18 protein-coding genes and 1 pseudogene are annotated in these 19,375 nt (G+C 56.0%); 12 read left to right on the forward strand and 7 right to left on the reverse strand.

Annotated elements, in window-relative coordinates:
- Positions 1 to 194: 194 nt before the first annotated feature.
- Complete coding sequence (locus N018_RS24155) at positions 195 to 1,148, reverse strand: DMT family transporter (RefSeq protein ID WP_025390938.1); 954 nt, start codon at positions 1,146 to 1,148, stop codon at positions 195 to 197.
- A 567-nt stretch (positions 1,149 to 1,715) separates the two neighbouring features.
- Positions 1,716 to 2,861, reverse strand: coding sequence for an MFS transporter (locus N018_RS24160; RefSeq protein WP_038401914.1), 1,146 nt, complete (start codon positions 2,859 to 2,861; stop codon positions 1,716 to 1,718).
- A gap of 589 nt (positions 2,862 to 3,450) precedes the next feature.
- Here N018_RS24160 and N018_RS24165 point away from each other — a divergent pair.
- The 6 genes from N018_RS24165 to N018_RS24190 all read left to right on the forward strand — a co-directional run bounded on the left by N018_RS24165 (position 3,451) and on the right by N018_RS24190 (position 9,387).
- Positions 3,451 to 4,302 carry an AraC family transcriptional regulator gene (locus tag N018_RS24165; protein ID WP_025390940.1) on the forward strand — a complete coding sequence of 284 codons (852 nt, stop codon included), beginning with the start codon at positions 3,451 to 3,453 and terminating at the stop codon, positions 4,300 to 4,302.
- 305 nt (positions 4,303 to 4,607) lie between these two features.
- On the forward strand, positions 4,608 to 6,917 hold the full coding sequence (locus tag N018_RS24170) for a TonB-dependent siderophore receptor (protein ID WP_025390941.1): 2,310 nt from the start codon (positions 4,608 to 4,610) through the stop codon (positions 6,915 to 6,917).
- Between the two features lie 76 nt (positions 6,918 to 6,993).
- Positions 6,994 to 7,446, forward strand: a complete 453-nt coding sequence (locus tag N018_RS24175) for a hypothetical protein (RefSeq protein WP_050585960.1) — start codon at positions 6,994 to 6,996, stop codon at positions 7,444 to 7,446.
- Positions 7,436 to 7,837, forward strand: a complete 402-nt coding sequence (locus N018_RS24180) for a hypothetical protein (protein ID WP_024645063.1) — start codon at positions 7,436 to 7,438, stop codon at positions 7,835 to 7,837. The genes N018_RS24175 and N018_RS24180 overlap by 11 nt, the downstream gene beginning before the upstream one ends.
- Positions 7,838 to 8,092: 255 nt before the next feature.
- Complete coding sequence (locus N018_RS24185) at positions 8,093 to 8,857, forward strand: hypothetical protein (protein WP_025390942.1); 765 nt, start codon at positions 8,093 to 8,095, stop codon at positions 8,855 to 8,857.
- Between the two features lie 164 nt (positions 8,858 to 9,021).
- Positions 9,022 to 9,387: a histone-like nucleoid-structuring protein, MvaT/MvaU family gene (locus tag N018_RS24190; protein WP_025390943.1), complete on the forward strand. Its 366-nt coding sequence runs from the start codon at positions 9,022 to 9,024 to the stop codon at positions 9,385 to 9,387.
- 142 nt (positions 9,388 to 9,529) lie between these two features.
- Here the strand turns inward: N018_RS24190 and N018_RS24195 are convergent, their stop codons facing one another.
- A complete protein-coding gene (locus tag N018_RS24195) occupies positions 9,530 to 9,982 on the reverse strand; it encodes an SMI1/KNR4 family protein (protein WP_080274898.1) in 453 nt (150 codons plus the stop codon).
- Between the two features lie 96 nt (positions 9,983 to 10,078).
- Between N018_RS24195 and N018_RS24200 the strand changes: the two genes are divergently transcribed.
- Positions 10,079 to 10,705 (forward strand): FMN-dependent NADH-azoreductase, encoded by a 627-nt coding sequence (locus tag N018_RS24200; RefSeq protein ID WP_025390945.1) that lies wholly within the window; start codon positions 10,079 to 10,081, stop codon positions 10,703 to 10,705.
- A gap of 284 nt (positions 10,706 to 10,989) precedes the next feature.
- Here the strand turns inward: N018_RS24200 and N018_RS24205 are convergent, their stop codons facing one another.
- Both N018_RS24205 and N018_RS24210 read right to left on the reverse strand, forming a co-directional pair.
- The gene (locus N018_RS24205) at positions 10,990 to 12,609 is read right to left on the reverse strand and encodes a methyl-accepting chemotaxis protein (RefSeq protein WP_025390946.1); all 1,620 of its coding nucleotides are present in this window, start codon (positions 12,607 to 12,609) and stop codon (positions 10,990 to 10,992) included.
- A 190-nt stretch (positions 12,610 to 12,799) separates the two neighbouring features.
- On the reverse strand, positions 12,800 to 13,687 hold the full coding sequence (locus tag N018_RS24210) for an SDR family oxidoreductase (protein WP_025390947.1): 888 nt from the start codon (positions 13,685 to 13,687) through the stop codon (positions 12,800 to 12,802).
- Between the two features lie 97 nt (positions 13,688 to 13,784).
- On the opposite strand from N018_RS24210, the gene N018_RS24215 reads away from it, so the two are divergent.
- The 3 genes and pseudogenes from N018_RS24215 to N018_RS28745 form a co-directional block, all read left to right on the forward strand.
- Positions 13,785 to 14,612: a helix-turn-helix transcriptional regulator gene (locus tag N018_RS24215; protein ID WP_024645058.1), complete on the forward strand. Its 828-nt coding sequence runs from the start codon at positions 13,785 to 13,787 to the stop codon at positions 14,610 to 14,612.
- Positions 14,613 to 15,007: 395 nt separating this feature from the next.
- Positions 15,008 to 15,682: an HAD family hydrolase gene (locus N018_RS24220; RefSeq protein WP_024645057.1), complete on the forward strand. Its 675-nt coding sequence runs from the start codon at positions 15,008 to 15,010 to the stop codon at positions 15,680 to 15,682.
- Positions 15,683 to 15,690: 8 nt separating this feature from the next.
- Positions 15,691 to 15,864, forward strand: a pseudogene (locus N018_RS28745) (DUF4411 family protein); the annotation flags it as partial.
- Here N018_RS28745 and N018_RS24225 read toward each other — a convergent pair.
- Complete coding sequence (locus tag N018_RS24225; RefSeq protein ID WP_024645056.1) at positions 15,783 to 16,037, reverse strand: hypothetical protein; 255 nt, start codon at positions 16,035 to 16,037, stop codon at positions 15,783 to 15,785. The pseudogene N018_RS28745 and the gene N018_RS24225 sit on opposite strands and share 82 nt — an antisense overlap.
- 82 nt (positions 16,038 to 16,119) lie before the next feature.
- Positions 16,120 to 16,590, reverse strand: coding sequence for an Lrp/AsnC family transcriptional regulator (locus tag N018_RS24230; RefSeq protein WP_024645055.1), 471 nt, complete (start codon positions 16,588 to 16,590; stop codon positions 16,120 to 16,122).
- Between the two features lie 239 nt (positions 16,591 to 16,829).
- Here N018_RS24230 and N018_RS24235 point away from each other — a divergent pair, with 239 nt between their 5' ends.
- Together N018_RS24235 and N018_RS24240 are read left to right on the forward strand one after the other, a co-directional pair.
- Complete coding sequence (locus tag N018_RS24235) at positions 16,830 to 17,984, forward strand: cysteine desulfurase family protein (RefSeq protein ID WP_024645054.1); 1,155 nt, start codon at positions 16,830 to 16,832, stop codon at positions 17,982 to 17,984.
- A 115-nt stretch (positions 17,985 to 18,099) separates the two neighbouring features.
- Positions 18,100 to 18,879, forward strand: coding sequence for a hypothetical protein (locus N018_RS24240; protein WP_024645053.1), 780 nt, complete (start codon positions 18,100 to 18,102; stop codon positions 18,877 to 18,879).
- Positions 18,880 to 19,375 lie beyond the last annotated feature (496 nt).

Below are 19,375 nucleotides of genomic sequence, written 5' to 3' on the forward strand. Positions count from 1 at the left end.
TCACCGGCTTGGCCTGCATGCTGGGTACGTCTCGATACAGGACGATGTTGTGCATGTCGACAAAACCCAACGGAGCAAATCCGGTTCAGGGTATGGCAGTACTTTTCGCCAGCGGGCAAGCCAAAGGCGAAAGGTGCACGTGTCATCGCGGTTGCCTCCGGTAAGCATGAGAGGCTGCTTCGCGACTTGCGGTTCTATGTGAACTCTGAGGTTCGTCTGGCCGGGTTGTGCGTCCCACTTGCCTCCGATCGCAAGCCATCTGCGCACCGTTCTGCAGGACGGTTTGCGCTCTCTTCCGTACGCGCGATTCTAAGCTCCGTGACGGCAATGCCCAGAAGGATTAGCGCCGCCCCAACAAGTCTTTCAGGGGGCAAACGATCTCCGGCGAGAAGATAACCAAAAACCCCACTAAACACAGGTTCGCAAATAAGTATTAGGGCGACCTTTTCAGGGGCAAGCACAGCCTGAGCGCGATTTTGAATGGCATAAGCCAAGGCCGTAGCGAACAGCGCCAGCGAAAGGATGGTAACTGTCGTAGGGAGCGCGCTGGGGAAAGAAAACTGGTTACCGGCCAAGCTCCATATCAAAGAAAGCGAGCCAACCAGCCCTAGCTGGATTGAAGTTGATGCCATGGAAATGGCAGGTGTTGTGAACGTTGAGACAATCACGATGTGTAATGCGAAGCATGCCGCACATCCCAAAATCAGTAGATCACCGTAGTGCAGCGCGAATCCGTCAAGGCTGAGTAAGCCGAGCCCAAATACGGCAATCACTGTTCCTGCAGCCTGTTTAGGACTTGGGCGTCCTCTGCCCATGAGATAAACAAACAATGGAGTGAAAACTGTGCACAAGCCTGTGATGAACCCGGCATTGGAAGGCGTTGTGAGGGCCGTCCCTGAAGTCTGCAGTGAGAACGCGGCAAAGAGGACTATTCCGGCAAATACCGCATTCGCCCAGTCACGCGGCTTCAGATGTCGAAATGAGCGGATTGAAAATGGAAGGAGCGCTAAAGCCGCTAAGGTAAACATCCATGCGTTCAGCGTGGATGGAGCCATGATTGCCAACGTTTCGTGCTTAGCTACAAAGCTCCAGCCCCAGACAGCTGTGACCAGTAAAAGCGCGATAGGCCAAAAGGTTCGGTATGACATAGCTGTCCCCAAGGAAGACATTTATACCGAATGCCTTACCAAGAACTGTATGTCAGCGGTACCCAGAAAAACCTAGAATAATTTAGTGAGAAGGCATTGGCAATCATGAACGCCTTGGCTGGTGAGTGAACTCGGAGCCTCAAATCTCTACGAGGGCGATCAACAAGCATTGCCTTGCCAATGACCATTTGCAGATCCTTTTTGTAGACTTACCGTTCACCCATTATCGAGGTGGAGCGAGATCTCAATCTATCCTTTTGGGCGTATTTGCCTGAGCCATGCAGGTGATTTCGGCAGACGCTTACGGTACGTAAACATCCATATATCCTTGTAGCGAAGTGGTATAAAACAAGTGAAGGCGCCGAGTACGCCAGTGAGGAAGATGCTCGCTGGATATTCCGTCACCAAGGATCGAGTGCTGTTTCTACGATGGGCGCTTATGGCGTGGGAAAGTCGCAGGACGAGAGAATCTCCGCCCCTCCAGCGCGGCAACAGGGTAGTTTCCAGGAAGATAAAAGGTAATCGCCACCTCTGCCCCGAGATGGCGATCACCTGCCAGGCCCAACGCTATTTGTATGATGCGATCTTGGCGCTGCAGAGGACGAGGATCAGTGACGCAGAGGTGAAGAGCAAAGAGAAGCTTAGGGACGTAGCATGAGCGATAAATCCAATCGCAGCCGGCCCCATCAGTATGCCCAGGTAGCCGATCGCATTGATGATTGCCAGAGCTTGAGCGACGGGCATAACAGTCTGATGCCCGGCCTTGGAGCAAAATATCGGAACGAGATTCGAGATCCCTAATCCGACGAGTACGAACCCCAAAACCGAAACTATCCAATGGTCGATGCCCACCGCCAACGCCATGCCGCCCATTGCCAATACACTTCCTAGCAGTAGCACTGCTCGCGATCCGATCTTGCTTACGATCCAATCGCCTAACAGTCTCCCTACTGCCATGGTCACGGAAAACGCGGCGTAACCGATGCCCGCAATATTAGGCTCCATGTCCCGGTTCGAAGTCAGATAGACGGCACTCCAGTCGAGCATTGAACCTTCAACCAGAAAAGCGATGAAGCACAGCGCTCCCAGTAGCAACACCAGTTTGGTTGGCTTCATTTTGGCTGGCGCTCCCTCCAGCTCCGCGAACGGGAGCATGTGACGACCAAAAGACAAGAGCGCCACGCCCAATCCGAGAGCCAATATAAAGATTGACTGTACGGGATTGAGGCCGAGCCAGAGCAGCAAGCTTATCGTGCCCGCGCTGAAAATATTTCCGACGCTGAATAGCCCATGAAAGCCAGACATCATCTGCTTGCCGTGGTGGCGCTCAACAAGCGAGCCTTGAAGGTTCATGTTTACATCGGCTGTAGCGATGGCGGCCCCAAACAGAAGCAAAAAAGCCAAGAGCACCCAATATGAAGTGGCAGTTGCCAGGCCAACCAACCCAGCAGCGGTGAAAGCGCTTGCAAGATAGACAGTACTTCTGCAGCCAATTCGATTCGCTAAACGGGCAACAAACGGCATCATGCACATTGCTCCGGTCCCAAGGCCCAGGAGTAGCAGACCAAGTTCCGCCTCACCTATCTGCGCCCTTTCCTTGGCAAATGGAACCAAAGGTGCCCATGCGCCCATACCACATCCCGCCAGGAAGAATGCATATCTGGAAGCAGATAGCGTATGGGTAGTAAAAAAAGCTTGTTCCGTACTATTCATCAATAAAGCCTGTAGCTTGCAAACGGGCACCATGCCTGTGAAGACGGATCATGTCCATTAAGCCATGCCAACTGGATCCCCCCCCTCCGCTAGATCAGGTGCCCTCATCTCCATCGGACGGACGCGGGAGCCGGACAGTCTCCCCAGTGCCAGAACATCGCGCAAGGGACGATCCGCTCAGAAGACCTTTGCCCGATAACCCGTTCTTCAATCTGCTCGGCTACACCGGTTCTCATTATCCTTCGATCAGTCTCCATGAGCTGAAGCGCTTGAGCCTTGTCTTCCAAACTCAAGATTCGTTTTGCCGATGTAGAACTCTGGAGGCTTGCCAATTGGACCCATTCGATAGCGCTCAGGAGGAGTTTGCTACTGTGAGTCCTCTGTTTGACTCAGGCATTGGCTGAAGAAGATCCAGGGTCGCAAGCACATTGAAACGGGTTGCCCGTCGTCAAGAAAATTGGCCTCTCCCTTCTCGGGAGAGTTCAGGTATCGAGCGGAAAGAATAGCTAGACGTTATTGAGCAAGTTGGCCATATTATTTTCCGAATAGGCCAACGCCTCATCCCTCATCAGAGGCTCTACAAGACAATATGTCTAGCATTGCAATCAACGATCCGACTATCTCTTGGGACGTCGACAGCGTCTCGCGGCCCGTTGTCGCCTTGAGTGCCACATCGGTGACAAAGGACTGGGAAAATGCGAAGCATCAACACCGCAAGGCGCAGCTGATTTACTCCCTGCGCGGCATTCTCAATTGCGAAATTGACGACGGTGTCTGGATTGTCCCGCCGCAGTGCGCCGTATGGATACCGGGAGGCTTACCGCACGCGGCGCAGGGGTCGGGGGAAACGGAATGCTATTGCCTGTTCGTTGAGCCAGATGCCGCACCGCAACTTCCGAAAACCTGCTGTACGATTTCGGTGTCGCCATTGCTACGTGAGTTGATCCTGAAGGTGGCCGGTTTTCCTGAGTTATACGCGCAGGGTGGACGAGAGGACCGGTTGATTGCCGCATTGCTCGATGAGTTGGTGGCAGCACCGGTGGAAGACTTGCATCTGCCCATGCCGATTGATCCGCGATTGCGCCACCTCGTAGAAATGATGCTGGCCGACCCCACGGACAAGACCTCGAAGGCCGATTGGGCTACTCGAATTGGTATGAGCGAGCGAAGCATGAGCCGTCTTTTGCTGCATGAAATTGGAATGAGCTTTGGGCGCTGGCGTCGGCAGATGCACGTGATCCTTGCGTTGCAACGTTTGACCAAGGGTGAAAGTGTGCAAACGGTGGCATTAGAGCTGGGGTACGAAAACGCCAGCGGGTTCGTGACCATGTTCCGCAAGGCAGTGGGCAAGCCTCCGGCACGATACCTATCGGATCGCATCAGAGGCGCGGAGCTTGCCTGCGTGCCCAGCATCATGCTTCCCAATGAAGTATCACTCTGACAGATCAAACTACCTTGGCTGGGGCCATCGACTGCCGTCCATCCCCTGTGATTCTTCCTTGCGAAGTTGCCGACATTTAGCCCCCCCCTAGCGAGGGTTAAGACTGACGCCTCATGAGCAGAGTCTTCCTTCAATGCCAGCGACTGCTGGTGTACATGCAACGCCGGGTTTTCAATAAAAACCACGCGCGCGCCACAATAGCCTCACGCTTGGCCTGAATGAATAACAATCTGGCCTGGTTTCGCCATCGCGCCCCTCTGTCTCTATTGTTAAATACAACATCTAAATACAAATGAGTATTATTGATGTTTGTCATCACAACTGCTGGGAAGTCCCGTTGGCCAATTGACATGCGCGCAGAGCCCGGCGGTTATACCCATCTGAATGGGCCGTCCACAGGCGCAATCAGGAGCACGCCCCGCACTGTGCTGGGCTCGGCAGTTGCAGCGGCAGTTCTCATCAGCGCGCAGGGCGCATTCGCCGCCGATCCAGGGCAGATTCAAAGCAAGGTCGGGGGGAAGCCTCAAGAGGAGATAGCCTTGCCGGCCATCAGCGTAACGGGCCGCATGGATACGACGACCACCGAAGGTACCGGCTCCTACACCACAGGCGAGACAGCGGCGGCGACCCACCTGCCGCTGTCGCTGCGGGAAACACCACAGTCGATGACGGTAATCACCCGCCAGCGCATGGACGACCAGCAATTGAATTCGGTACAGGACGTGCTGAACAACACCACGGGCGTCTCGTCTTACCAGTCCGACAGCGACCGGACGAGTTTCTACTCGCGTGGTTTCTTGATCAACAACGTTCAGTACGACGGCATACCCACCGTCGTCGGCGACATCGTCAACGGGAGCGGCATCAGCTCCCTCGATACCGCGTTCTATGATCGTGTCGAGGTCGTGCGCGGCGCTTCCGGCTTGCTGACCGGTACGGGCAATCCCTCGGCCGCCGTCAACCTGGTGCGCAAACGACCGACCCGCGAATTCTCGGCGTCCGCGTCACTCGGTGCGGGGAGCTGGGATACCCACCGAGAAATGGCCGACGTATCGACTCCATTGACCGAGGACGGCCGCATCCGCGCCCGCATGGTCGGGACGTCCCAGGAGGGAAACTCGTACATTGATGGCTACAAGCCGCAGAGACAGGCGTTCTACGGCATCATTGAGGCAGATCTGACACCCGATACGACGGTGAGTCTGGGCTATGACTATCAGAACATCACGCCGAAGGGCTCCACTTGGGGAGGCATGCCTCTGTGGTTCAGCGACGGCACGCAGGCGCAGTATTCACGCTCCAAGAACTACGCGCAGAACTGGAGCCATTGGGATAACACTCTCAAGACGGCGTTTGCCGAGATCGAGCACCGCTTCGACAACGGCTGGAACCTCCGCGCCGTCGCTAACCAATACCGCACGCAATACGATGCCGAACTACTCGGTCTGATCGGTCGCCCTGACCGCGCCACGGGACTGGGGTCCTTTCCCAACGGGGCTTATCCGGTAGCACTGGCGTTCGGAGGTCGCAGCCGGCAGAACACCGTCGACGTGATGGCGAGCGGCCCCTTCGAACTGCTGGGCCGCCAGCACGACCTGGTGGTGGGGGCCACGAGCTCGCGCCGCACGGCCGGCCAGAATGCCGCTCCGTTCTCTCTAGGCTTTGCGCCGGTCAATGTCTATGAATTGAGCCCAGCCTATCCTCGCCCTGACTTCGATGCCATGGCGTCGATACCGACCCGCACCCAAATCAAACAGAGCGGCGTCTATAGCGCAGCCCGTTTTTCGCTGGCTGAGCCTCTGAAACTCATTGTCGGCGGCCGGTTCAGTAACTATGAAATTGACGACGCCGCCGGCGGCTCATCATTGCACTACAAAAAGAGCAGTGAATTCACCCCATACGCCGGCTTGATCTACGAGATCGACACCACCTATTCGGCCTACGTGAGCTACACGGGCATCTTCAATCCGCAAACCGACTATCGCGACAGCAAGGGCAACGTGCTCACGCCGTCAAAGGGAAAAACCAAGGAAATCGGGCTCAAAGGCGCTTACCTGGACGGGCGTCTGAATGCGTCGGTGGCCTTGTTCCATACCGAGCTGGACAACGCTGCACAGATGATCGCAGGAACCTATACGCCAGCGGGGGCCCAGGCCTATATGGGTTCGGATGGGACAAAGTCGCGTGGGATCGAGCTGGACTTGCAGGGCGAGCTGGCGCGTGGCTGGAACATCTACACAGGTATCGCCCACTTCACGGCGCAGGATGGCGATGGCGTGCGCTTGAATTCGCAAATACCGCGCACCACGGCCCAGCTTTTCACTACCTACCAGTTGCCTGAAGCATGGAGCAAGTTGACGCTGGGCGGAGGCGTCAAATGGCAAAGTCGCTTCTATCAGTCTCCCGGCACCGGAATAAGCACCCTAGGCGGGGAGCAGGATTCTTATGCCTTGGTATCACTGTTGGGGCGCTACGCCATCACGAAGCAGATCACCGCGGCAGTCAATGTCAACAACGTGCTCGACAAGAAGTACGCGTTGCAGAAGGGCGATTTTGACACCGTAGGGTATGGCGCACCCCGCAACTTGGTAGTGACGCTGGATTATAAGTATTAATGACCCGCAGGCGGACGCTTCACCCGTTAAAAGCCCCCAAACCTAGAACAGCCCATTGATTATCGAGAACGCTCCTATGTCTTTTCAGACTACCTTGCACCCCACCGAAGTGCTGGCCATGAACAACCCAAACAGAGTCGCCTTGTTGTGGCTGACCGCCGCCGCGGGTGCCGTACTTTTTGTAGCCCTCCAGGTATTCTCCTACGTGAACGACTTTGTGAGAGCGCATGGAGTAACGCCTGCAATTACGTTCGAGCCCTACATGCTGTGGATCTCTTCCGCGTTCTATGGTTGTTGGATCGTCACGGTGCTCGTCGCACTGATCGGAACCCATAAGGCCCAGTGGGTTGCCCTGGTCCTAGGCAGCCTGCTTGTCGTGCTGAATACCCTCGGGGGAATCTCCGACGGGTTGCGCGACGGTTGGCATATTGCCTTTTCGGCAGTGTTCTTCATCACCCTGCCCGGCGTGTTCGCTATTACGGCCACCTGGCGTGACATCAAAAGCACGGGAGCCGACCATGTTGATTAATAGTTCTGACTTCCCTTTTGTCTGGATTAACTTTACGCAAGAATCCGGACACGACCACCAGAAGGACTTCGCAGAATTCGAGGCCAATTTGCAGCGCGAGGAACTCTTCGTGCTCTTGACCGATACTGTGCCTGCTGAAGACCATGAGCACTCGCCGGAAGAAAAGAGACGTACCGCGCTATGGATGAAAAAGCACAAGGTTGAATTGCGAAAGTGGATTTTGGCAATGATCATGATCGAACCCAACTCGGTTAAACGTCTTGGCTTCAAGGCGTTAGCGGTCGTTTTTGCCAAGTTCTGGGGCTACCCTTTGCTTCTAGCTGCTACGCGTGATGAGGCCATGGAGATGGCAAGAGAACTGCTCGCAAAGGCTGGAAACTCATCTCACTGATGGCCCACGCCGGCTTCCCAAGTCCCGTAAAACTCTGCCGCCGCGCACTGTCGCGGCGAGCTACTGACCTGCACGTCGCTTGAAAAGCGCCTGTTTAAATCCGAGTCAGAATACCTTTGCGATGATTCAAGACTTCATCTCAGACGCGTACTTGGTGGATGCACTGTCGGGCGATGGTGTAAGAGCAGACACACATCGTTACCAACCGCTAAAAGGTTTAGCATCCAGCCGACCTCCCGATGTGAAGTTTTCTGCATGACTGCCTTCTACCTCAAGTTACTCATCACCCCCGCGCTCATGCTGGCCATTTCATTGGCCGCCAGGCGCTGGGGTACTGGTGTGGCGGGGCTTCTTTCCGGGCTGCCGATGACTTCGGCGCTGGTCATGCTGTTTCTCAGCCTTGAGCAGGGCACGGTATTCGCGTCGATGGCGGTGCCCGGGGCATTGGCCGGGCTGGCGGCGATTCAGGCGACTTATCTGTTTTATTTCCTGGTCACTCGACGCGTTTCAGCGCTGACGGGATGCGTCCTGGCGTTGGCGGTGTATGGCGCAACGGCCTTTTTGATGAACCTGTCGGGATCACTGGCGCTGTCGATCATTTTCACGCTGCTGATGGTTACGTTGATCATCATTGCTACCTCGAAGCAGACTCCGCCGGATGTAACGTCATACGTTGCGCTGCCGCGCTGGGTCATTCCGATGCGCATGTTGACGGCCACGCTTCTGCTGCTGGCGATTACCGCAAGTGCTACCTGGCTCGGGCCTGTGGTCAGTGGGCTGCTGGCGCCGATCCCGGTGATCGCCTGGCCGCTGGCCGTGTTCGTCCACGTTCAAGGCGGGCGCTATGAACTGGCGGCGATAATCCGCGGCAATGCGATTGGCGCTGTCGGGGTGGTGAGTTTTTACCTGACCCTCAGGTATTCCATATTGCAATGGGGCGCGCTTCTGTCTATCACGACTGCTGTTTTGCTGGCTGTCGTGGTGACAGCTGTGTTGGCGCGGTTGTTGGCGAAGCGGTAATGCCCCCTTGATTCACATCAGTCAGCTACAAGCGCTGACGATCAAAGCAATTAAAGCGGCAATGGCGCACATCGGAAGCCAACCGGCCCTTCGGAAAATAGGCTGAACTTGTATAAGGTGCCCCTATCTCAATAAATACGCGCACCTATTTATAAGGAAACACAATGTCTAAACTCGCAGAATACCGTCAGCTGGAAAAGCACCTCGCCGAGCAACTCCAGGCACTTGAGGCCATGAAAGGTGATCAAGGCCTGAAGAAAGAAATCGAGTTCGAAACGAAGCTGCGCAAGCTGCTTGAGCACTATGGCTTCAGCCTGAAAAACATTATCAATCTGCTGGAACCACAGGGCCCGGCGAGCCGCCAGACTTCTGAAAAACCTGCGGGCAAACGCAAACCTCGCGAACTCAAGGTGTACAAAAACCCCCACACCGGTGAAGTGATCGAAACCAAAGGCGGCAATCACAAGGTTTTGAAGGAGTGGAAAGCAGAACACGGTTCTGACGTTGTTGAGGGTTGGCTGAAAAAGTAACGCCGCCTCGGCTAAAGAGGGCCCAAACGGGCCCTTTTGCACGGAGGCGTTCGACCTGGAGTCACCAAACTCCTTGTCAACTCACCGCCTTCCTCGCAACTCTTAGTTTGCTTTCAGACCGCACAGCATCTTGCGGCAGCGCCTACGCAGGATCACCCGGTAGGTCGCGCTGCGAAGCGAACAGCACAGGCAGTGAATCCAGGAAGTTATAGCTTTCAGGCTCTCTGATATTCAGGCTTCGCCCCCCATCATCTTCGTCCCGAATCAGCGCATTGCCGCTCTCCAGTTGACAGACCAGCCACTCGACAAACGCTTCCATCGAGAGAGCCAGCACGAACCTCTCATCTTCGTCTCGGCCAAAGTTGATCACTTGCCCCGAGGTCCCACGCTGTTCGGGGTCTAAATCTACTCCCAGGTAGTTACCGCCGTAATCATGCGCAAACGGGACCCAGTATTGGTTGGCATAGACTTCCTTGATGGCACCGGGCATTGCAGATTTGCAGAAGGCGCTGGCTTCCTTCATATCCTCAGGGGAGTATTCATCAACAATCTGCTTCCATGACTCCCAGTGGTTCCCCGCTTGTGTCAGCGACAGGAACGTGAGCCCGAAGCATGACTACCGGGAACATCAGCATCCGCCTGATGGACTAAATTGAATCAATTCTGCGGCTGCCCACCAGGAATAAAATCAATGCATATTCTTCACATTGCCAGTTCTCCACGCGGGGAGCGCTCAGCGTCCCTGAAACTGGCCTCGCGCTATCTTGAGACCTTGAACTCGCTTCATCCCGACGCCAGCGTAGATGTCCTGGACGTCTGGACGACCGATCTGTTGCCCTTCGATGGCCCGGCCTTGAATGCCAAGTACGCGGACCTCCAAGGCTTGCAAATGAGCGCGGAGCAACAGGCTGTGTGGAAGCAGATCCATGCATTGGGCGAGCGCTTCCACCGAGCCGACGTCATCCTTTTCAGCGTGCCGATGTGGAACTTCGGTATTCCGTATCGCCTTAAGCATTTGATTGACGCAGTGTCCCAACGCGGCGTGCTGTTCGAGTTCGATGCCCAAGGCATGCGGGGTCTGCTTAAAGGCAAGAAGGTGGTGGTGTTTGCCACACGCGGGGTAGCGCTTGGGGAAGACTTCCCTGTTGAAGCGTACGATCATCAGGTCGCGTACCTCAGAACCTGGGCACGGATGGTAGGTATTACCGCCGTTGACGCGGTGCTGTCAGAAGCAACGCTCGCGGACTCTGCGACGGCAGACGCCCATTTTACCGCAGCGCTGGCCGAAGCCTCGAAGCTGGCTGCCGACCTGGTGTAAAACGAGCGCGCCTGATCAAAAGCTGAAAGTGTTCTTCTACATCCATAGGCAGTGGGTGGGTGCTCATCTTTGCGTCACTTGCTTAGGCATGCGTCTGCTTTCCAGAGCAGAGAACCCCTACCTGTCTGCGAGGTAGACGCTACTGCTTTTGGACAGACGCTGCTCATTACGGGGCCAGTTGCAGTGCGCCCGGCCGAGGTGTCTTGACGTCACTTTCCAGGTAAGCGGCTTGTTCAGTAAACGGACAATGCGAATGTCATCATCCGTCCCATAAAAAGCCGTCGTCACACCACGAATCGGTTAACCAGTTGATTCAGGTTAACCGCCAGTTTGGACATTTCGCCGCACGCACTTGCCGTCTGGCTGGCACCCGCAGCACTCTGTGTTGCCAGCTCGCGAATACTGACCAGATTGCGGTCAACCTCACGAGCAACATGTGACTGTTCTTCAGAAGCCGTCGCGATCATGAGGTTACGTTCGTTAATCTGAATAATGGCCGACGCTATTTGATCCAGCGAGGTACTGGCCTCCTGGGCGACGCCAAGCGATTCGTTCGCCAGGTCTCGGCTCGTGTTCATCGCCTTTACGGCCAGGTCAGAGTCGTTCTGAATGGCAGCAATCATCTGCTCGATTTCCTGGGTCGACACCTGAGTGCGATGAGCCAAAGCCCTTACCTCGTCAGCAACCACCGCAAATCCACGTCCTTGCTCGCCAGCACGTGCAGCCTCGATAGCGGCGTTCAAGGCCAACAGATTGGTTTGTTCTGCAATCGCCCGAATCACCTCGACAACTTTAGTGATGCTCTGGGCACGATCTGACAACCCTTGAATCTGTTCGCTCGTGTTTTCAACATTACCGTTCAGCTTTTGAATGGACTTCAATGTCTGAGCTACTCGCGCCAAACCTACCTCGGTATAGCCTTGGGTACGCTTTGACTCTTCGGAAGCTGACTCCGCGTTACGAGCGACCTCATCAACCGCCGCGCTCATTTCTGTGACCGCTGTGGCTGCTTGATTGACCTCGTCATTTTGGGCGACAAGACCCCGGCTCGACTCCTCAGTGACCGCTGTCATCTCTTCTGACGCAGAGGCCAGTTGGGTGGACGAATCGGATATCTGCAGGATGGTAGTGCGCAGGTTTGTCTGCATCTGCGCGAGTGCTTTCAACAGTCGCCCGGCTTCATCAGTCCCGCTGACCAATACCTCCCTGGAGAGGTCACTGGCCGCAATCCGCTCTGCGACAGACAGGGCATCGTTAATCGGAGAGGTAATACTTTTCGTCAGCAATAATGCCAATCCAACTGTCAAGATGACCACACCCGCTATAAGGCCGACAACAAGCCAAAGGCCATTGTCATAGAGATCGGTCGCGGTTTGCCCGGCCCGCGCTGCGCCTCTATCGTTGTAGGAGGCCAAATCCTTGATCTGCTGCTCCATGTTATTCGTCAGGGGGCGGATATTGGTACTGACCAGATTGACCGCTGCGGCCATGTCACCCTGCCTCATCAACGGTTCGAGAAGATCCAATTGTCTGGAATAGGCATCGGCACTGGTTTTTACCGGTGTGTAAAACGAACGCTCTTCATCGCTCGCTATGAGGGGCTCATAATTCGTCACCGCATCGGTGAACGCCTTGCGGTAGCCAGCGAAGCTTTCAATATTCTTTTGAATGGATTGGGGGTCAGCAAGGCCGCGCTGTGTTTCGAGTCTCAGGCGAAGGGTCGCATTGTTCATCAGCGCCGTTTGACGGATGCTGGCCATCCAGTTGAGTTCGACGTCTTTTTCGGAGTCCCGCAGCTTGCCCATTTGCACGACTGCGAATGCGCCGAGCACAAAAACCAAAGCGATTATCAACGCGAAAAACAGGGCGGCTCGTGGAGCTACATTGAGGTTTCTGAGGCGCATACGAGATTCCTGTTTTTCAAAGGACGGTTGACATACTTAACAGGCTATCGACCCAGCGCTGAAACTTTAAGCCTTGCGTGGAATAGCATCGGGCTTGGTAGAAACAGTGAGTCCCACTGTATGCGCACGGGCGCCCTTGGTCGCCTCTGATTGCCGGCCCGATTATGAATCAGCAGGCATGGCACAAACGCTAACCGTTGAAATAGCGCCGCAAGTCTGCAATGACGCCCGAACCGCCTGGCTGCCACCCCAGGCGCTCGCGGGTCTTGTTACTCAAGCTGCTCATATCCTTACCCACAAACCCCGACAACCAGCCAAAACTCGCAGCAGCCTCATGCGCGGACACCGAAACCACAGGCACACCCAGTCCTTCTCCAATAGCCTCGGCAATCACGCGAAACGCAATACCCGACTCGGCCGTCGCATGGTAGCGAGCCCCCGGCTGGTGTTTCTCCAGTGCAAGGCGATACAGGCGCGCGGTATCTTCCAGGTGAGCAGCGGACCACTGATTGAGGCCTTCATCGATATAGGCCGAGACGCCTTTTTCCCGCGCTTGATTGATGACTTCGGTCACCAGACCTTGCCTGACCGGGTTGTGAATCTGCGACAGCCGCATGACGACCACGTTGACTCCGCGTTGCAACAGCGCCTGCCCGGCCAGTTCGGAGGCAACTCGGGGATTGGGGTGGTTGGGGTCGAAGTGATCTTCGTCAGCGGCGCGGCCCGGTGCTGATGAGCCCATCGCGGTGCTGGAGGTGATAATCAGCGGGCGCTCGGAACCCTCCAGTACTGAGCCCAGGGCTGCAATGGCACGTGAATCCTTCTGGCAGTTGGCGACGAAGTTGGCGAAGTCGTGATCGAACGCGGTATGAATCACTGCGTCGCATTGCTCGGCACCACTTTGGAGGCTGGGCAGTTCTTCGATGTTGCCGCGATGGGGTTCTGCGCCTATCGCCATTAGCGCACGAGCACCGGCTTCCGAGCGTGTCAGCCCCAGTACCTGGTGGCCTGCGTGAATAAGTTCTCGGGCTACTTGAGCGCCAATAAAGCCTGTTGATCCGGTAAGAAATACGCGCATGGTTAAATCTCTCTTTGCTGAAGCCAGCAGAGTGCGCGTAACGTTTATCCGTTAAAAGACGTGACGTTATCAGGGTATAAGAACCAACAGGATCATCATGGCAAACTCGCTGGGAACGTATTTGAAGGATTGCCGGGCACGTCTCGACCCTGCAAGCCTGGGGCTTTCCAACACGCGTCGACGCACTCCGGGTTTGCGTCGAGAGGAAGTAGCGCAGCGTGCCAACATCAGCGCTACCTGGTACACGTGGCTGGAACAAGGGCGTGGTGGCGCACCGTCCGCCCAAGTCCTGGACAGGATCGCGCAAAGTCTGTTGATGACCGAACCCGAGCGGGAACACCTGTTCATGCTCGCCTTCGGTCATCTTCCCGAGGTTGTCTACTCTGCGCCCGAAGGTGTGTCGCCGCGCTTGCAACGCATTCTGGATACCCTCGCGTTCAGTCCTGCGTTCATCAAAACCGCTACGTGGGATGTTCTGGCCTGGAACGACGCTGCGGCAGCGGTATTCACCGACTACAGCCTGCTACCGGTGGAACAGCGCAACATTCTGCGCCTGATGTTTTGCAACCCCGGCACACGTGCAAAACAGGATGACTGGCAGGCTGTGGCGCGCTTTATCGTCGCCGCATTCAGGGCAGACGCTACACGTGCCGGAGCTTCCTCGGAACTCAGCGAACTTGCCGACGAGCTGTGCATTCTGAGCGCTGATTTTGCTGCGCTGTGGCGTGACAACGATGTGCGTCTGCAAGGCGAAGGAACCAAGCGTTTGCGGCACCCGGTTCACGGGCTCATCGAGCTGGAGTATTCGGGCTTTGCCGTAGATGGCCGGCCGGATCTGTCGATGATTGTGTATAACCCGGTTACCCCTGATGACGCGCAGCGGGTTCGGGCGCTTGTGGAGGAGCATTTGGCTGCAGCGCTTTGACGAGTCCATGATCAAGTGGCGCATTCTTTTGCGACTGCGACGCAGAGCGTCGAGAACTGCATTCCCGCGCTGGAGCGCAGGGAACGATAATCTCAACTATCGTGCGACGCTCTGCGTCGGCATGCCGTTCTGGACGCTCTGCGTCCGCGTTTGCTTCTGCGGTCGTGGCGCAGACTTGTAACGCGGAGCGTCAGCGAAGGAATTCCCTGGATAATCATCAAAATTGCCTGCCCACCACTTGCCCTGAACGCCCAAAAGATCGAACCCCCACCCCATCAAGTACTCGAAAGTTCGTGACCTCAAAACTCAACCCTTTCCTGTCCATCTGGCAACGCCGTATTTGAAGCCTATGGACCTTGCCAGAGGGGCAACCCGAATTCAAAAAGAGTAACCCTATGAGACCTCAAACCTCGTTCATTTTCGACCTGGACGGCACGCTGACCGACAGCGTTTACCAAAACGTTGCCGCCTGGAAAGAAGCACTGGATGCAGAAGGTATCCCGCTCGCGATGTGGCGTATTCACCGCAAGATCGGCATGAGCGGCGGGCTGATGTTGAAGTCGTTGTCGCGTGAAACCGGCTTGAGCATCACCGAAGCGCAAGCCGAGCGGCTCAGTGAGAAGCATGCTCAAGCATACGAGCGGCTACAGGGGCAGATCATTGCGCTGCCCGGCGCGGTCGAGCTGCTTGAAACGCTCGACAAGGAAAACCTCAAGTGGTGCATCGCCACCAGCGGCGGGATTGATACGGCGACGATCAATCTGAAAGCGCTGAAACTGGATATCAACAAGATCAACATTGTTACGCGCGATGACGTGAGCTACGGCAAACCGGACCCTGATCTGTTCCTCGCGGCAGCGCAGAAAATAGGCGCTCCGATTGATGAGTGCCTGGTGATCGGCGATGCGATCTGGGACATGCTGGCGGCGCGTCGCTGCAAGGCAACCAGCGTCGGTCTGCTCTCGGGCGGCTATGACATCGGCGAGCTTGAGCGGGCGGGTGCCTTGAGGGTGTATGAAGATCCGCTGGATTTGCTGAACCACCTGGACGAGATTGCTTCTCGCCCTTGAAAATCGGGTTCGCCCTTCCCAACCTGTGTGAGCAGCTCAACGTTCCCTGCATGAACACATTTGAGCTGTTACACCGCCTCAGCGCCAGGTGTGAACTCTCTCAGCCAGGCGAAACACCACCGCCCTCATCGGCTACGCTGCCCGTGTCGTCGGGATCCGCTTCCGATTCACCCTCGTCATAAGCCTCATCCTTTTCAGTACGTTTCTTCACTTCATCGCCCGTTTTCGAACTGACACCAGGTTTGTTCGAATTCATGGCCAGGACCGGGTCGGCTTCGCGATCGTATTGGCCGAGTTCCGGGCTGGAAGGGTCTTCTTTCGGTACGTGATTGGTGAGTATGGGATCGGTCGTCATGTCAGCCACCTTTTGGTTTGCCAAAGAATGTGGACGTGGCGTGGAGCTGAGGGTTCGATTCAATTGATGAGCGTGGCGCTGCTCATCCGCCAAACGAGGCGTATTGCAGCGGCAGGCCGGTGGTGAATTTGATCTGTTCCATGGCGAAGCTGGAGCTTACGTCGCTGATGCCGGGGATGCTGATCAGTTGTTTGTACACAGCGTCGTACCCGGCAATGTCAGCCACGACGATGCGTAGCATATAGTCGGTATCGCCGGCCATCCGATAGCACTCGACCACTTCGGGCAGGTCGCCGACTGCGGCATGGAACTCTTCAAGCCAGGCGGCGTTGTGTTGATTGGTGCGGATGGCGGCGAAGACGCTGACCGATACGTTCAGGCGCTGAGGATTAAGCAACGCGACGCGACGATCGATGATGCCGGCTTCTTCCAGTTTCTGGATTCGTCGCCAGCAGGCGGTGCTGCCCAGCCCGATGCGTTCGGCGATGTCGGCGACCGAGCGGGTGCAGTCGGTTTGCAGAATGTCGAGGATTGCCCGGTCGAACTTGTCCATTAGCTATTTCCTGATTTAGTCGCCCTACACTGATCGTTCTGGCTCAGATTAACTGCCTGACACAGCATCCTAGAATTTTTAATCGTATAAAACCAAGAAAAAGCGAATAATTTTCCGAATTAAATTTTGATACCCGCGCAAAAATCAAAAAAATTCGCCTCGTGCATCAGTAACCTTTCAGGCAATCGGCCTTGCAAGGCCAGCCCCTGATTCTGACTCGATGACAAAGCGAATTGCCCATGACCACTTCTACGCTCTACCTGGATTACGCCGCTACCACGCCTGTCGATGAACAGGTCATCGAAGCCATGGTTGCCTGCATGGGCCGTGAAGGTCATTTCGGTAATCCGGCATCCAGCGGGCATGGTTATGGGCAGGTCGCGCGTCAGGCTGTCGAGCAGGCGCGACGTCAGGTGGCTGATGCAGTAGGCGCACCTGTCGATACGATCGTCTGGACCTCCGGCGCGACCGAGTCCAACAACCTGGCGATCAAGGGCATTGCCCATGATGCCAACGCGCAACGTCGACACATTATTACTAGCGTGCTGGAACACAAGGCGGTCCTCGACACCGTCAGCACACTGGAGGGTCAGGGCTTTCCTGTCACCTGGTTGAAGCCGGACGCGCAAGGGCTGATCCAGCCGCAGGCCGTTCAGGAAGCTTTGCGTGAAGACACCTTGCTGGTGTCGTTGATGCTAGTGAACAACGAACTGGGCACGCTGACCGATATCGCTCGCATTGGTGAGCTGGTGCGTGAACATGGGGCGTTGTTTCATGTGGACGCTGCGCAGGCGGTCGGCAAGGTGAAGGTTGATCTGGCCAGTCTGGCTGTCGATCTGATGTCGTTCTCGGCGCACAAGGCATACGGCCCCAAGGGCATCGGCGCACTGTATGTGGGCCCGCGTGCTCATTCACTGTTGCAAGCGCAGATCCATGGCGGCGGACACGAAGGCGGCTTTCGTTCGGGAACGCTGGCAACGCATCAGATCGTCGGCATGGGCACGGCCTTTGCGCTGGCGATCAGCAAGGCCGACGCCGAAAACCAGCGCATCGAGGAACTGAGCAGTCATTTGCGCGAAGGCCTGCTGGCCCTGCCGGACGTGCACCTCAACGGTTGTCCTGAGCAGCGCATACCGCACACCCTGAATCTGTGCATCACCCGCAGCGGTTTCAGCAGTTCGCAGGTGTCACACAGCCTGGCGTTGTCCTCGACGTCCGCGTGCAACTCGGCGAGCAATGCGCCTTCACATGTGCTGCTGGCGCTCGGGCTGGATTCCGCGAAAGCGCTCTCCAGCGTCCGCGTCAGCCTGGGCCGCTACACCACGCAGGCCGATGTCGAACGCGCCATCGAGGTGTTCAGCAAGGCGCTCAGCGCGCCTGCTGCGTTCTGGTAACCCGTACTTTCGCAATCAGAAAAGGCAACAACGGAGCGATGTCGCTATATTGGCATCACCTGGCGGCCGCCCGGTGATGCTTACGGACTAGGTTTTAACTCTAAAGGAATAAGTCATGCCCGTTGCTCCTTCAATCAGGTGTATTTTCCTGGCGCTTTTGACGACCGCTATCAGCCCCCTTGGTTTTGCCAAGATGTATACCGACTCCGACAAAAATGACGCTTACTCTCCCTACACCCTTTACATGGAGCACTGTAAAAAAACGCAAGAGCAAGTGGATTTTCTGGAGGCTCAAAAAGGCCCACTGGGCCCAAAAGAAGTTATCAACTCGCTCACTATTACTTCCTACTCACTCAGCGCTGAAGACTACACCCCCAGCGAGATGGGGGTGAGCGCAGAGGAGCTTGCGCGCTGCAATGCCACGTACGCTAAAGCGGATAAGTTATGGAAGCAGGCCAAAGCCACCCTGGCGGCGGCTCAAGCCATTGAAGACAAGAAGCAAAAGAAAGCCGACTTGATCGCTCACCAGAACTTGCCTGAATACAAACAGGCGAGATCGTTGGGGTTCAAGGACGTAGGCAATATCACGTTTCTGAAAATGTATGACGACATGGTCGGTGATGCCGAGCTGAAGTCAACACTGATCAACGTTGACCAGCAATGCGGAAAGTATCTCCGGGCCACCCAGTACGTGGAGCCGTACGTCATTTATACGACGGCCGCGAGGTTCAACGGCCCATGTGGGTCAGTGAAAAAATTCGCGATCAAAGGGACTCGCGGCGTGAACAGCGGTGACTGGATCAACCCCGACGCCCAATTCAGGTACATCGGCTGGCAAAAAATCCTGGCACCCAACGGGTTTCAGATCCGGCTACAAGCGCTGGAACAGCTCTGAGCATCGCAGCAGTCCAGAGCGCTCTGAAAAAGTAGCGCCCTTCACCAGAGCCAGCCATCGCTGGCTCTCATCCTATCCCCCATCGCTTCAAGTCAATGCCGCGAAGGCCGAATACCGCGCGGCTGGGGTCTTTAGCTTCGATTACATGAAAATGTACCCCTCAAGATACAAAAAGACACAAATTGGCACAGTTCTTTCTAGTGGAACGGTCGTGCCATAAACCAATGGTGCTCGCAGCATTCAAGGGGGGCTTACACGCACCAACGTGCAGTCCACGAATGCCAAAACGTTCATAAACAGTGCAGGCGCCCGATCACGAGTCTCGCGCCTCACCAGGAAAGGAATCTCGCTGTGCCAAATGAGTACCGTTGCAAACCCGTGCTGCACCGACGACCTGCCTTCGCGCGATCGGTTGACGTCGACCAGACCTGTCTGGTTGCTTCATCCTGCGTCGTGCCGGTTGGCGACTGTCTGAAAACCCGGCACTTTTTTACGT

This window comes from Pseudomonas syringae CC1557 (assembly GCF_000452705.1).
Lineage (GTDB): Bacteria > Pseudomonadota > Gammaproteobacteria > Pseudomonadales > Pseudomonadaceae > Aquipseudomonas > Aquipseudomonas syringae_F.